General features: G+C 42.5%; 18 protein-coding genes. All 18 read right to left on the bottom strand.

Features of this window, described 5'->3' with window-relative positions; all coding sequences use genetic code 11:
• Positions 1-26 precede the first annotated feature (26 nt).
• The 18 genes from folD to BAE31_RS16785 all read right to left on the bottom strand — a co-directional run bounded on the left by folD (position 27) and on the right by BAE31_RS16785 (position 12,430).
• Complete coding sequence (gene folD / locus BAE31_RS16870) at positions 27-878, bottom strand: bifunctional methylenetetrahydrofolate dehydrogenase/methenyltetrahydrofolate cyclohydrolase FolD (RefSeq protein ID WP_024422943.1); 852 nt, start codon at positions 876-878, stop codon at positions 27-29.
• 11 nt (positions 879-889) lie between these two features.
• Positions 890-1,285 carry a transcription antitermination factor NusB gene (gene nusB, locus BAE31_RS16865; RefSeq protein ID WP_012010530.1) on the bottom strand — a complete coding sequence of 132 codons (396 nt, stop codon included), beginning with the start codon at positions 1,283-1,285 and terminating at the stop codon, positions 890-892.
• Positions 1,286-1,496: 211 nt separating this feature from the next.
• The gene (locus BAE31_RS16860; RefSeq protein WP_034280262.1) at positions 1,497-1,904 is read right to left on the bottom strand and encodes an Asp23/Gls24 family envelope stress response protein; all 408 of its coding nucleotides are present in this window, start codon (positions 1,902-1,904) and stop codon (positions 1,497-1,499) included.
• 25 nt (positions 1,905-1,929) lie between these two features.
• Positions 1,930-3,279, bottom strand: a complete 1,350-nt coding sequence (accC, locus tag BAE31_RS16855; protein WP_041106830.1) for an acetyl-CoA carboxylase biotin carboxylase subunit — start codon at positions 3,277-3,279, stop codon at positions 1,930-1,932.
• 11 nt (positions 3,280-3,290) lie between these two features.
• Positions 3,291-3,773 (bottom strand): acetyl-CoA carboxylase biotin carboxyl carrier protein, encoded by a 483-nt coding sequence (gene accB, locus BAE31_RS16850; RefSeq protein ID WP_061109343.1) that lies wholly within the window; start codon positions 3,771-3,773, stop codon positions 3,291-3,293.
• A gap of 194 nt (positions 3,774-3,967) precedes the next feature.
• Entirely contained in the window at positions 3,968-4,600 is a 633-nt protein-coding gene (locus tag BAE31_RS16845; RefSeq protein WP_024428006.1) for a SpoIIIAH-like family protein, read from the bottom strand.
• Positions 4,600-5,271: a stage III sporulation protein AG gene (spoIIIAG, locus tag BAE31_RS16840; RefSeq protein WP_041106832.1), complete on the bottom strand. Its 672-nt coding sequence runs from the start codon at positions 5,269-5,271 to the stop codon at positions 4,600-4,602. Before spoIIIAG ends, BAE31_RS16845 begins: the two co-directional genes overlap by 1 nt.
• A complete protein-coding gene (gene spoIIIAF, locus BAE31_RS16835) occupies positions 5,264-5,896 on the bottom strand; it encodes a stage III sporulation protein AF (protein ID WP_024422949.1) in 633 nt (210 codons plus the stop codon). Before spoIIIAF ends, spoIIIAG begins: the two co-directional genes overlap by 8 nt.
• A 14-nt stretch (positions 5,897-5,910) precedes the next feature.
• Complete coding sequence (gene spoIIIAE / locus BAE31_RS16830) at positions 5,911-7,104, bottom strand: stage III sporulation protein AE (RefSeq protein WP_041106833.1); 1,194 nt, start codon at positions 7,102-7,104, stop codon at positions 5,911-5,913.
• 19 nt (positions 7,105-7,123) lie between these two features.
• Positions 7,124-7,537, bottom strand: a complete 414-nt coding sequence (gene spoIIIAD / locus BAE31_RS16825; protein WP_087978339.1) for a stage III sporulation protein AD — start codon at positions 7,535-7,537, stop codon at positions 7,124-7,126.
• The gene (gene spoIIIAC, locus BAE31_RS16820) at positions 7,534-7,740 is read right to left on the bottom strand and encodes a stage III sporulation protein AC (RefSeq protein WP_003153142.1); all 207 of its coding nucleotides are present in this window, start codon (positions 7,738-7,740) and stop codon (positions 7,534-7,536) included. The genes spoIIIAD and spoIIIAC overlap by 4 nt, the downstream gene beginning before the upstream one ends.
• A 19-nt stretch (positions 7,741-7,759) precedes the next feature.
• Positions 7,760-8,275: a stage III sporulation protein SpoIIIAB gene (gene spoIIIAB / locus BAE31_RS16815; RefSeq protein ID WP_024428003.1), complete on the bottom strand. Its 516-nt coding sequence runs from the start codon at positions 8,273-8,275 to the stop codon at positions 7,760-7,762.
• Entirely contained in the window at positions 8,269-9,192 is a 924-nt protein-coding gene (gene spoIIIAA, locus BAE31_RS16810; protein WP_034280251.1) for a stage III sporulation protein AA, read from the bottom strand. The genes spoIIIAB and spoIIIAA overlap by 7 nt, the downstream gene beginning before the upstream one ends.
• Before the next feature lie 66 nt (positions 9,193-9,258).
• Positions 9,259-9,540, bottom strand: coding sequence for a YqhV family protein (locus BAE31_RS16805; RefSeq protein ID WP_024422953.1), 282 nt, complete (start codon positions 9,538-9,540; stop codon positions 9,259-9,261).
• 169 nt (positions 9,541-9,709) lie between these two features.
• Entirely contained in the window at positions 9,710-10,267 is a 558-nt protein-coding gene (gene efp, locus BAE31_RS16800) for an elongation factor P (protein WP_024422954.1), read from the bottom strand.
• A gap of 25 nt (positions 10,268-10,292) precedes the next feature.
• A complete protein-coding gene (locus tag BAE31_RS16795) occupies positions 10,293-11,354 on the bottom strand; it encodes a M24 family metallopeptidase (RefSeq protein WP_076840982.1) in 1,062 nt (353 codons plus the stop codon).
• Positions 11,351-11,794, bottom strand: a complete 444-nt coding sequence (gene aroQ, locus BAE31_RS16790; protein ID WP_041106837.1) for a type II 3-dehydroquinate dehydratase — start codon at positions 11,792-11,794, stop codon at positions 11,351-11,353. Before aroQ ends, BAE31_RS16795 begins: the two co-directional genes overlap by 4 nt.
• A 108-nt stretch (positions 11,795-11,902) precedes the next feature.
• On the bottom strand, positions 11,903-12,430 hold the full coding sequence (locus tag BAE31_RS16785; protein ID WP_076840981.1) for a YqhR family membrane protein: 528 nt from the start codon (positions 12,428-12,430) through the stop codon (positions 11,903-11,905).
• Between the last annotated feature and the right edge of the window lie 37 nt (positions 12,431-12,467).

The following is a 12,467-nucleotide window of genomic DNA, read 5'->3' as shown; positions in this document are numbered from 1 at the left end:
CATGCAGGTGGATGAATGGATAAAGCTTATGCTAATGTACGTTTTGCTGATTTAACCGTATTATGTGCAAGCATCGTAATCGTCATTGGACCGACTCCGCCAGGGACTGGTGTGATGTAAGAAGCTTTTTCTTTTGCTTCTTCAAAATCAACATCCCCAACAAGCTTCCCAGTATCCAAACGATTGACTCCTACATCGATGACAATTGCGCCTTCTTTGATTTGGTCAGCTTTTATAAAGTTTGCTCGACCGACGGCAACAACTAAAATGTCCGCTTTTAACGTATGTTCTGAAATATTCGCCGTTCTTGAATGGCAGTAAGTAACCGTTGCGTTTTCGTTTAACAGTAATTGTCCAACTGGTTTGCCGACAATATTGCTGCGTCCAACAACAACTACTTCTTTTCCAGAAAGACTGACACCCGTTTTGTTCAGTAATTCAACAATGCCTGCTGGTGTACAAGGAAGGAATGTATCCTCTCCAAGCAGCATTTTCCCGATATTTAATGGATGGAAACCATCTACATCTTTCTCAGGTGAAATACGTTCAATGACGGCTTTTTCAGAAATATGTTTTGGCAGTGGAAGTTGAACAAGAATCCCGTGGAATTGATCGTTCGCATTGTACTGATCAATCAGCTGAAGCAATTCTTCTTCTGTTAAAGAAGCATCTAAATGATCAAGCTGAAAATGCATGCCCATTGCTTCTGCTGCTTTTTTCTTCCCACGTACGTAAGAAAGTGAGGCCGGATCATCACCGATTAGAATAACGGCAAGACCAGGTGTGACTCCTTTTTGTTTTAGCTCTTCTACTTCTTTTGCTAATTGTTCACGTTTTTCTTTTGCTGTTTCTTTCCCATCGATGATTGTTGCTGTCATGTCGAATCCTCCTATTGCTGCTTTAGGTCGTTTTTAATGTTCGAAAGTACACCATTTACAAATTTCGGTGCTTTATCATCGCCGAATAATTTGGCGAGTTCAATCGCTTCATTCATTGAGACACTAACTGGGATGTCTTCTTGATACACCATCTCGTACACAGACAGCCTTAAAATGGCTCTGTCTACGTTTGCAATACGATCGAGTTTCCAATTCACTAGATGCTGTGAGATCATGTCATCAAGCTTGTCCTTTTGTTCAAGCACACCGAAAACCAGTTCCTCGAAAAAAGGATCTGATTCTTGTTCATCCAGCGCATGTGTAATGGCCTCTTTCGGATCAATATTGCTCACATCAATTTGAAATAATGTTTGTAGCGCCTTTTCTCTTGCAGTTCTTCTTTTCATTATTTACTCCTTTAACCACTTTATCCGCTTGTCGTTAAGCCATACAGAGATCATAACATATTTTGACCGTGGTCGCACCAAGATCCATGCGAGCTGTGACGAAAAACGAATCAATCAACGCGTCACGTTATCAATATTCGGAAATCACCCAAAAATGGGCTTTAAAAAACCAAAGAGGCAATGCCTCCTTGGTTTCACTTGAACCCCTTTTTTACATTTCTTGATCTACTTCAGCCTCAGGTGCTTTTGTATCAAATTGAATGCCAACGACATGAATGTTAATTTCATTAATCGTTAAGGCAGTCATGTTCAAAAGGGTTTGACGGATATTTTCTTGTACAGCAGTGGATACCTTTGGAATGGATAGGCCAAATTCAACCACACAATACACATCGATTGTGATGCCTTCATCAGAGACATCTACTTTTACACCTTTACGGTGATTTTTCTTTCCAAAGCGTTCTGCTACATCAGCAGCGAAATTGCCGCGCATTTCGGCAATGCCTTCGACTTCTGAAGCGGCGATCCCAGCAATGACTTCAATCACTTCTGGTGCAATTTGCACTTTTCCCAATTGATCTTCATCAAGGTTCATTTCAAGCAAATTGTTTTCTGACACGATCATTCACCTCCGAAAGCTGTGATTATTTCATGATTTGGTATGTTTCTAAAAACTTCGTATTAAAGTTACCGCTCACAAATGTTTCATGCTCGAGCAATCTAAGGTGGAATGGAATCGTTGTGTAGACTCCTTCAATGACGAATTCTTGAAGCGCACGTTTCATTTTTGCAATCGCTTCTTCTCTTGTCTTACCATATGTGATCACTTTTGCAATCATGCTGTCATAATATGGCGGAATCACATAGCCCGGATAAGCGGCAGAATCAACACGTACACCTAAACCGCCAGGCGGAAGATACATTTTAATTTCACCAGCTGAAGGCATGAAGTTTTTCTCTGGGTTCTCTGCATTGATGCGGCATTCAATCGCCCAGCCTTCATATACGACATCCTCTTGTGTAAGAGAAAGCTTCTCACCTGATGCAACCTTGATCTGTTCTTTGATCAAGTCTACACCTGTGACCATTTCTGTCACAGGATGCTCTACTTGGATACGAGTATTCATTTCCATGAAGTAGAACTTCTCTTCATTATAATCATAAATGAATTCGACTGTTCCAGCACCTGTGTATTCAACAGCTTCTGCTGCTTTTACGGCTGCTTTACCCATTTGCTCACGGATGTCTGCATTTAGTGCTGGTGATGGCGTTTCTTCAAGAAGCTTTTGCATTCTTCTTTGGATCGAGCAATCACGCTCTCCTAAATGAATCGTATTGCCATGCTGATCTGCAAGCACTTGAATTTCCACATGTCTAAAGTCTTCAATGAACTTTTCTAAATAGACACCAGGGTTCCCAAAGTTTTGCGCCGCTTCCTGCTGCGTGATGGTGACTCCGTTAATAAGCTCTTCTTCTGTACGAGCCACACGGATCCCTTTACCGCCTCCGCCTGCAGTTGCTTTAATAATCACAGGATACCCAATACTAGCTGCTGTTGAAACAGCATCATCAAGATCTTTTACAATTCCTTGAGAACCAGGGACGATCGGAACGCCTGCATTCTTCATTGTTTCTCTCGCGACATCTTTCGTTCCCATTTTGGAAATCGCTGACGCAGTTGGTCCAACAAAGATTACATTACATTCCTCGCAAAGCTCTGCAAAGTCTGCATTTTCTGCTAAAAAGCCGTATCCTGGATGGATGGCATCTGTTCCTGTTAATTTTGCTACGCTGACAATATTCGTGACATTTAAATAACTATCTTTAGAAGCAGTCGGTCCGATGCAATATGCTTCATCAGCCATTTGTACATGCAACGCATCGCGATCCGCTTCAGAAAATACCGCAACAGTTTCAATTCCAAGCTCTTTACAAGCGCGGATAATTCTAACTGCGATTTCTCCTCTGTTTGCAATTAATAGCTTTTTAATCATGATCGTACTCCTTACTCTGCTTTCACTAGAAAGAGGGGTTGTCCGAATTCTACAAGCTGACCATTTTCAGCTAATACTTCGACGATTTCACCTTTTACTTCTGCTTCGATTTCATTAAACAGTTTCATCGCTTCCACGATACATACAACTGAATTTTCCTTCACCTTAGAGCCTGTTGTCACGTATGGATCTGCTTCTGGTGAAGATGAAGCATAAAATGTGCCAACCATTGGGGATGTGATTTTATGCAGATTTTCAGACGCAGCTGCCTCTTGTGCAGGGGCTTCGGTCTGAGCTGGAGCTTGTGCTGTAGGAGCTTGTTGAGCTGGAGCTGCTTGGACAGGAGCCACTGGTGCTTGTGCCGCAACTTGCTGAACGACTTCTTTATTTTTCTTCAGTTTGATTTTTGCACCTTCATTTTCGTACGTAAACTCATCAATTGTAGAGTCGTCAATTAATTTAATCAGTTCATGAATTTCTTCGATTTTTAACATGGATTTGCACCCCTATGTATGGATTTATCTTTTTATTATAGGCTAGTACTAAAAGTACATACTATAACCATCTTACAGGAGGATTTCAATGAATTCAACTACTATTGTGGCGAAAGGCCTCGCGAAAGCATCTTGGAGGGGGCGTCAAGCCGCATCAAAAAACGCCCTTTTCCGCAAAGGGCGCCAGTTCTTTTTTATTGATTAGTGGGCTCGAAAGTGACAGCTACGTTATCAAGACCTCTCATTTCTTTTGTGACCATATCAATAATATCGGCCGCTTGAGACTTTGATTTTTTATCAGAACGAACCGTGATGCTCACTTTATCCCCTTCAGCACTTACGAGCGCATCTTTATAGCCTTTTGTTTTGATCAAGGTCTCAAGCTGACGCTCAGTTCCTTCTGCTTCACTGAGCGCTGTCATTTGATCGTATGCTTCACTTTTTTCTTGTGCTGTTGCATCGTCACTGGAGACAATTTCATTGTATTCTTCGCGCTGCTTGCTTCGTTTATCTTCAAGCTCTAGTCTGTATGTTGTAAAAAGCTCATCGTCTGTTTGCTCTGACACAGCCTTTCCTTCTTCACCGCTTGTTTCGATATCCTCTTGTTTGCCGTTTGTTTCTTTGTCAGTGGATTTCTTATCAGCGCCTTTTTCCATGCCTTTGTCCGTCCCTTTTTCTGTTTCAACCTTTTTCTCTTCAGTGCCTTTTGATTTCGTATCTTCTACTGTCACTGCATTTTCACCCTGTGGAGACATGATATAGTACACACTTAATACGACAACTAAACTTAGCATCGTTAATAGCCAAACCGTTTGTTTTTTTAACATCATTCCGAATCCTCCTTGATTTTTTTAGGGGCAACAGCCACTCTATGGCTCGGTACATCAAGCACTCGTGTAACCGCTTCAATGATGGTTTTCTTTATTTGAACGTTGTCTACTCCTTGAGCAACAACGAGGACACCTCGGATTTCTGGTTTTTTCGTTTGAACAACGACTGGTGTTTCTTCATTGCCATTTTTGATGATGACGACTTCTTCTTCTTTTGTTTGATCGGTGACACTTCGCACGCCGCCTTCTTTATCTGTTTCCTCGGTCGTTGTACTTTTATTGGATTTGTTTTTTTCAAACACTTTTAAAGACGTTGCATCTACATTGACCACAATTGATACATCCTCAACGCCGATGATGGTCTCTAAAATTTCTTTCAGCTGATTTTCGTATTCTTGCTCCACGTCCTCAATTGAATTTTTTGGTTTACCTGAGGATGCCGGTTTGAATACCTCCTGCTCTTCTGAGGATGTTTTTTTAGAAGCAGGAACCGCAGCTTGTTGTTTGCTTGATGGCGGTGACAAGATCTGACTGACTAACATGAAAGATACGCCGATAATGAATACAAGCAGCAAGTAATGGTGCTTCGTTAATTTGGGTTTCCCTTCACCTTTTTTTGGCGGCTGGAAGAATGATTTCAGCTTTTGTTTCCAGTCCTTGTTATTCATGATCTGCTGCGTCACCTCCCTCAATGTTCAGCGCGATGTGCTCAGGACTCGTATTCCAAACATCAGCAAGTGTCTCTTTCACCCTCGTGATCTCTTTGCTAGAAGATCCAGCGCTTTCCTCCTTTTGCTTGGAGAGATCAATGTCCACCTTTGCCACCGTTTCTACAGCATCACCTGTGAGCGGGGAAAGAACTGCTTTGATGCGAAATTGATCCGCCTCCATATTCTGATCCAGATGCTCCTCATCAGCCAGCACTTCTACGTGTTTCATTACATAGCTCTCCTTCTCCAGTGGCTCCTTTGCGCTTTTTTCTAGTTGGACAGCCATTTGCTTTAAAATATATGCACGCTGAGAGGCTTGTATTTCTTTTTTTTCTAAATTCATCTGATTTTTTATTTCTTCTGACTGCGCTTCTTCCTTCCCTTTCATCAATTCTGAAAAAATTTGATCAGGATCTGCTCGAAATAAAGCAAAAATCGGATTGAGCATGACCACGATTAGCAGCAGGCTGACGACCATTTTTGCATACTTTTGCATGCTCGAATTGGGAAGCAGAAGATCAATAACAATCGCAAATAAAATAAAAAGAATAATACTTGTGATCCATTCCGTGAGAAAACTCAAAAGGTGTCCCCTCCTTACTTCATCATCATGGTCAGGTTACCCGCAGTGATAATGACGGTAATGCTTAAAAAGAACATGAGCGACACAACAGCAAGTGCGGCAAATATATACAGCACACTTTTTGAAATGACATCAAGACAGCTGATGATGGGTCCGCCCCCTAACGGCTGAAGGATGGCAGCAGCAAGCTTGTAGATAAGGGCTAACGAAAGTACTTTAATCGCCGGGAAAGCGGCAATTGAAATCAAAATGGCGACCCCAACTAGTCCGACTGTATTTTTGAGTAAAACAGAGGCGCTGATCACGGTATCGGTCGCATCTGTAAACATTCTGCCTAGGACAGGGATGAAGTTTCCGGTAATGAATTTGGCTGTACGAAGAGCGATTCCATCCGTAACGGCCGCAGATGCACCCTGAACGGAAATGACGCCGAGAAAAACGGTTAAAAAAACGGCAAGCCCGCCAATTGCCACATTTCTTAACAGCTGAGCAAGCTGGGTGACCTTGTATTGTTCGGTCAGCGTACTGATAATGCTCAATATTGCTGATAAAAAGATGAGCGGGAGAACGACATACTGAATGAAAACACCGCTCGTGTTCATTAAAAATAAAATAACGGGATGAAAGAATCCGGCTGAGACAAGTCCGCCTGATGAAGCAATAAGCGCTAGTAAAAGAGGAATAAGAGCAAGAATAAAACTGGTCATCGTTTGAATGGCTTCTGTGGCATAGGAAATCGCCACATGAAAGCTGTTGAGTGCAATAATAATCAGCACCATATAAACAAGAGCATATGCGACTTTGCTGACGGTGCTTTGTTCAAAGGCATTTTGCAAAAGCTGCAAAAGCGAACAAAAGATGGTAAGTAAAATCAGAGTACCTAGGAGCTTTCCGTTTGCAATGATCTCGTGAAATAGATAATGTACAAAGGCTTTCAGCCATGTTTGGGGAGACAGCTCTTTATCGCCGTCAATCATTTCCTTCACTGTGCCCTTCTGGCTTTCTGGCAAAAAGCCGCCATACTCGTCCAAAATGGTTTCCCAAAAGTCACTGATGGAATGAAGCTCAAGTGCATCAGCCTGTCCATTCGCCACTACCTGTGCTGCTGGCTGTTCATTAGATAAAGGTTCTTTTTCTTCTGCCCCTGCATGCGGAGCAATCAGCCAAAAGAAAAGCATCAATCCCATTAAAGCGGTCACCCGTTTCATTGTCATCACCTCTTTTCATTTACGTCATGGACGGGATCATTCCTAAGATCGTCTCAATGATGACTGTTAAAATCGGGACTGCCATCACCAAGATGAGAATCTTGCCGCCTAGCTCTATTTTGGATGCAATGGCCCCTTGTCCAGCATCCTTCGTCAGCTGAGCGCCAAATTCCGCAATATAGGCAATGCCAATGATCTTCAATATGGTTTCAACATACTTCATATTGACGCCGGCACTTGCTGCAATTTTTTCAATCATCGAGATAATGGCATAGATTTGATCAATTAAATAAAGAAAAATCACACATCCGGTAAAAACAACAAGCATAAAGGCGAAGGTTGGCTTTTGTTCTTTGACGATTAATGCTAAAAAAGTAGCGATTAAACCAAGTCCAACAATTTGTATGATTTCGATTTGTAAGCCCTCCCCTATCCTTGAAATAGAAATACGGCTTTAATCTTTTTAAACAAATCGTCTACAATGGTTGCCACCATAAACAAAATGTAGATAAACCCAAGCAGCGTCACCCACTGAGCGTACTCTTTCTTCCCCATTTGGTCTAAAATCGTATGGAGAAAGGCCACGACGATGCCTACTCCGGCAATTTGAAAAATGACGTTTACATCAACGCCCATGCTCTCGACTCCCTTCCTCTCACATCAATAAAAGAATCAGTAGTAATCCGCTTAAAAACCCGAGGCTTCTAACCATTTTTTCATTTTTCGCTTGGGCGATTTCAGCTTCTTTCTCCTCTGATTCCAAATGGCCTAAAGCAAGCTTGATATACTTTTGCTGAGAAGTGACATCATGCTGGCCAAGTGTTTCTCCAAAGTGCTTCAGCGCCTCATATTCGCCTTTTTTCAATACGGTTTTTTTCCAAACATCCTCAAGACTTTCGTTCCATGCATGGCGTGCAGAAAAGGTCCCCACTTTCAGTTTTTCTGCAAATTGTTCAAACAGCTGATTGACAGGAGGACCTACCTGCGCTGCAATTTGCTCTGCCGCCCGCGCTAAAGGGGTTTGACCATACATAATTTCAGCTTCAAGAGACTGGAGAGCAAACCGCAGCTGCCGAATTTGTTTAGGTCTGTCGCTATATCGTTTGGCAAACTCGAATCCTCCCCAAGTCGTGGCCGCGACAATGAAAATAGCGCCAATGAGCTTTAACATACGTCCACTCCCCGCCTCCATTTCATCTCTTGGCCGTCCCCGCCGTACATTCGCCCGATCGTGCCAGGCCCATTGTTTCGATTTAATTCAACATATCGTTCAAACACACGAAGCTCCCATAACGGTTTAAAAGAAGGTCGTTTATATACATCTTCAAGTGAATATCCATGAGCTGAGACGATGATGCTGACTCCGGCATGAATCGCTTCTAAAAGTGCCTCGACATCCTCACTTTTTCCGATTTCATCGACAATCATGACCTCTGGGCTCATAGACCGAATCATCATCATCAATCCTTCAGCCTTTGGACACGCATCGAGTACATCAATCCGGTGGCCAAAATGGTGCTGCGGCACTCCTCTGATACATCCGGCGATTTCAGAACGCTCATCAATAATGCCTGTTTTTCTAGGAGGAATGGTTTTTGTGCCTGTACTAGCAAGACGTGCTATATCCCGGAGCAATGTGGTTTTTCCCGTTTGCGGGGGGCCGATGATGAGTGTATTGTGCCAGTGCTCTTCATATAAATAAGGAAGAAAAGGAAGCGCAATCCCGATTTTTTCTTTGGCAATGCGGATATTAAATGAAGAGATATCTCTTAACCCTTTAACAAATCCGTTTTCAACGATCACCTTTCCAGCAAGTCCTACCCGGTGTCCGCCAGATATAGTGATATAGCCCTGTTTTAGCTCTTCCTCAAGTGTGTACATGCTGTAATTGCTCAGCCTGCCTAATAGCTGAGACGCATCTTCCCAGGTTGTGTGATAAGAAAGGAAACGTGGTTTTCCTCCCTGCATTAATTCAATAGGACGATCCGTGCGAATGCGGATTTCTTCTATTTGCGCCCATTCTGCCTCTTTTAGCAACCTGAGTTCTTGTCCAATCGAGTGCGGGAGAATATCCAACAAACTCCGCAACGAATTCCCCTCCTTTTTTTCTTCTCTAAAATGTATGATGTGAGCCGTTAATTATGCCAAGCCGTTTCACTTATAGATCCCAACAAGAATAAACACGACACCAATGAAAATGAACACGAGCTTTGCATAGGATAGCTGCCCGGCAATTTGATAGATTCCAATCGTCATCGTGATAATAAATATGAGTGGCCCGATGATGGCCAATATACTATTGATGACCACCGCTTTCCGTACATCATTTGTGATTAAAATAAGGATGGCTGCCGTCAGTTCAATGGCGGCGGATAAGAATCTCATGCCTGCCATTGCAGCGACTGACGGGTGTAGACCTGGGAGAAATTGTTTCATATAGAACCTCCAGCTTTTTTTACACTATATGCTTGACCAGCTGGAAGTAGTCTTGTTTTTCAGGAGGGAAGAGAGATGAATGAGAGAATTGAGAGAAGGCCTGCCTTGAGGAGTCATTTTTCCAATAAAAAAGACTGTAAACACGAGGTTTACAGTCTTTTTTCGTTCATTACGCTCTTGAAACGTATGAGCCGTCTGATGTATTAATCACTAGTTTATCTCCTTGGTTCACAAAGAAAGGAACGTTGACGATTAAACCAGTTTCAGTTTTTGCAGGTTTTGAGCCGCCTGATGTTGTGTCACCTTTAATACCAGGCTCTGTTTCTACCACTTCTAGTTCTACTGTGTTTGGAAGTTCTACTCCAAGAGTTTCAGCACCGTACATCACGATTTGAACAGACATATTTTCAAGCAAATATTTCAGCTCATCTTTAATTTGTGCTTCACTTAGTTCAAGCTGCTCATAAGAACTTGTATCCATGAAGACATGCTGATCGCCATTTGCATACAAGTATTGCATTGTTTTTGTTTCGATTTGAGCTTTCGCTACTTTTTCGCCTGCGCGGAATGTTTTTTCTTGAATGGCACCTGTACGCAGGTTACGCAGTTTCGAACGAACAAACGCTGCGCCTTTTCCTGGTTTTACGTGCTGAAAATCCACTACTCGCCAAATACCGCCGTCCACTTCAATTGTCAGGCCAGTACGAAAATCGTTTACTGAAATCATTTTGTCATCCTCCTACATTTCACCATCATAATATGATAAGTTCTTTCGGTGAGTGGGTCAATCGTTTATTGCCGTCAGCTGTCAGGACAATATCATCCTCAATTCTCACGCCGCCGACATCTGGCAAGTAAATCCCCGGCTCAACTGTGACGACCATTCCCTCTTCTAAGACGACCTCTGATCGTAAGGAAAGGCCTGGCGCTTCATGTACTTCCATACCTAGCCCGTGCCCGGTTGAATGCCCGAAGTATTGACCATAGCCATACTTTTCAATGATGTCTCGTGTGATGCGATCAGCTTCTTTTCCTGTTAAGCCTGGCTTGATTCTATCCACACCAGCGTTTTCTGCTTCTAATACGATATGATAAATTTCCTTTAGCTTGTCGCTTGGTGTTCCGACAGCAATCGTTCTTGTCATATCAGAACAATAGCCTTTATAGTAAGCACCGAAATCGAGTGTCACTAAATCACCAGATTCAATCACCTTTTCACTCGCTCTTCCGTGAGGCAGGCTTGAACGAACACCTGAGGCCACTATCATATCGAATGAAGATCCTTCAGCACCTTCTTTTCTCATGAAAAATTCAAGCTCGTTCATGACAGCAATTTCCGTCAGGCCCGGCTTGATGTAAGTGAGAATATGATCAAAGGCGTGATCTGCAATCTTCGCAGCTTCCTCTAATATCTTAATCTCTTCACTAGACTTAATCAAGCGCAACTTTTCAACTGATTCAGAGACTGGAACAAGCTCTATACCGCCTGCTTTGGCTGCGTACTGCTGATACGTGGCAAATGTCATATGGTTTTGTTCGAACCCAAGGCGTTTCACTCCAAATTCCTTTGCCGTTTGAGCAGCCGTTTCCGCAATGTTTCCTTTATGTTCAATGATGTCATAGCCTTTGACTTGATCCTTCGCTTGCTCTGTATAGCGGAAGTCCGTGATAAAAGCTGCCCGGTCCTTTGAAACGACAGCAAGACCGGCTGACCCGGTAAAGCTGGTCATATACTGTAAATTAAAACTGCTTGTAATGACAAGGCCATCGATCTCTAATTCACTTAAAAGTGCTCTTAGTTTTTCAAGTTTCATGATGCTGCTCCCCCTTCACTGACTAAATATCGAATCGCCAATTTATACCCTTCTAAGCCAAGCCCAACGATTTGTCCTTGGCATACTGGAGCAAGTACAGAATGATGGCGGAATTCCTCTCGCTTATGAACATTTGTGATATGTACTTCAATGACTGATAAAGAAATACTTGCAATGGCATCTCTCAGCGCATAGCTGTAGTGGGTAAATGCACCCGGGTTAAACACGACACCATCGTACTGATCTTCTGCTTCATGGAGCGCATCAATCAAATCCCCTTCGTGATTTGATTGAAAGAACGTTAATTGGATGTTTGCTCGTTCTGCGAACTGGAACAAATCCGTCTCTAAATCTGTCAGCGTCTTACTTCCATAAACAGCAGGCTCTCTTTTGCCAAGCCTATTTAAATTGGGTCCATTCAGTACAAGAAAATGAGGCATATGACCACTCCTTCACCCTAATTCAATCTATATCGAGATCTGTTTCTTTTTCCTTAGAAACCTTTCGTTTCCAAAAATATTTTATCATATGAATAGGTGATTTACACTTTATTCTGTCTTTTTCCCGAGTGCCCTCGCAAGCTTCTGACTCGTCAATTCATTATATTCAAACGAAATGCTGTACCCGACAAACATGCCATATAAAATATATAGGCAAAATGTCGTGATAATGGTGCTTTGCTGCAACTCTTGTACTTGCTTTACATCTGGGAAAATGGGATTAAATACGTAAAAAACGAGCAGCCATAAAAGCCCGCCATATACTAAACCCATCCAAAAGCCTTTGATCCTTTTTAAAAGCCCAAAATAAATAAAGGCGGCTCCAATCGATAAAATTCCTAACAGCACAATACTGATAAAAATACCAAGTCCTCCCTTTTTCCATTCTCCAAGCACAAATGGCTGAAGCAGCATATTGGGACTCACCTCTGAAAAATGAAACACATGGGTCAGAAACCCGATAAAGCCCCAAAAAACACCGCCGACAAAGCCTGTAGCAGCCGCTCTTGCCACAAGTGATGTCGTTTGCACGGACTGATTTTTTTCTTCTTGGTTTTTCTTTTCATCACGTTTCATTTGTGAACACCTCCAGCAAGTAGTATGTCCAAAATGT

Source organism: Bacillus sp. I-2 (genome assembly GCF_001974945.1).
GTDB lineage: Bacteria > Bacillota > Bacilli > Bacillales > Bacillaceae > Bacillus > Bacillus safensis.
The sequence above is the reverse complement of the archived record's forward strand: the minus strand, read 5'-3'. Positions and strand labels throughout refer to the sequence as shown.

Excerpts from the sequence above, each read along its gene's own strand:
- folD (WP_024422943.1), bottom strand. The coding sequence starts at position 878 with ATGACAGCAACAATCATCGATGGGAAAGAAACAGCAAAAGAAAAACGT.
- nusB (WP_012010530.1), bottom strand. The coding sequence starts at position 1,285 with ATGAAAAGAAGAACTGCAAGAGAAAAGGCGCTACAAACATTATTTCAA.
- accC (WP_041106830.1), bottom strand. The coding sequence starts at position 3,279 with ATGATTAAAAAGCTATTAATTGCAAACAGAGGAGAAATCGCAGTTAGA.
- accB (WP_061109343.1), bottom strand. The coding sequence starts at position 3,773 with ATGTTAAAAATCGAAGAAATTCATGAACTGATTAAATTAATTGACGAC.
- BAE31_RS16845 (WP_024428006.1), bottom strand. The coding sequence starts at position 4,600 with ATGTTAAAAAAACAAACGGTTTGGCTATTAACGATGCTAAGTTTAGTT.
- spoIIIAG (WP_041106832.1), bottom strand. The coding sequence starts at position 5,271 with ATGAATAACAAGGACTGGAAACAAAAGCTGAAATCATTCTTCCAGCCG.
- spoIIIAE (WP_041106833.1), bottom strand. The coding sequence starts at position 7,104 with ATGAAACGGGTGACCGCTTTAATGGGATTGATGCTTTTCTTTTGGCTG.
- spoIIIAC (WP_003153142.1), bottom strand. The coding sequence starts at position 7,740 with ATGGGCGTTGATGTAAACGTCATTTTTCAAATTGCCGGAGTAGGCATC.
- spoIIIAB (WP_024428003.1), bottom strand. The coding sequence starts at position 8,275 with ATGTTAAAGCTCATTGGCGCTATTTTCATTGTCGCGGCCACGACTTGG.
- BAE31_RS16805 (WP_024422953.1), bottom strand. The coding sequence starts at position 9,540 with ATGAAACAATTTCTCCCAGGTCTACACCCGTCAGTCGCTGCAATGGCA.
- efp (WP_024422954.1), bottom strand. The coding sequence starts at position 10,267 with ATGATTTCAGTAAACGATTTTCGTACTGGCCTGACAATTGAAGTGGAC.
- BAE31_RS16795 (WP_076840982.1), bottom strand. The coding sequence starts at position 11,354 with ATGAAACTTGAAAAACTAAGAGCACTTTTAAGTGAATTAGAGATCGAT.
- aroQ (WP_041106837.1), bottom strand. The coding sequence starts at position 11,794 with ATGCCTCATTTTCTTGTACTGAATGGACCCAATTTAAATAGGCTTGGC.
- BAE31_RS16785 (WP_076840981.1), bottom strand. The coding sequence starts at position 12,430 with ATGAAACGTGATGAAAAGAAAAACCAAGAAGAAAAAAATCAGTCCGTG.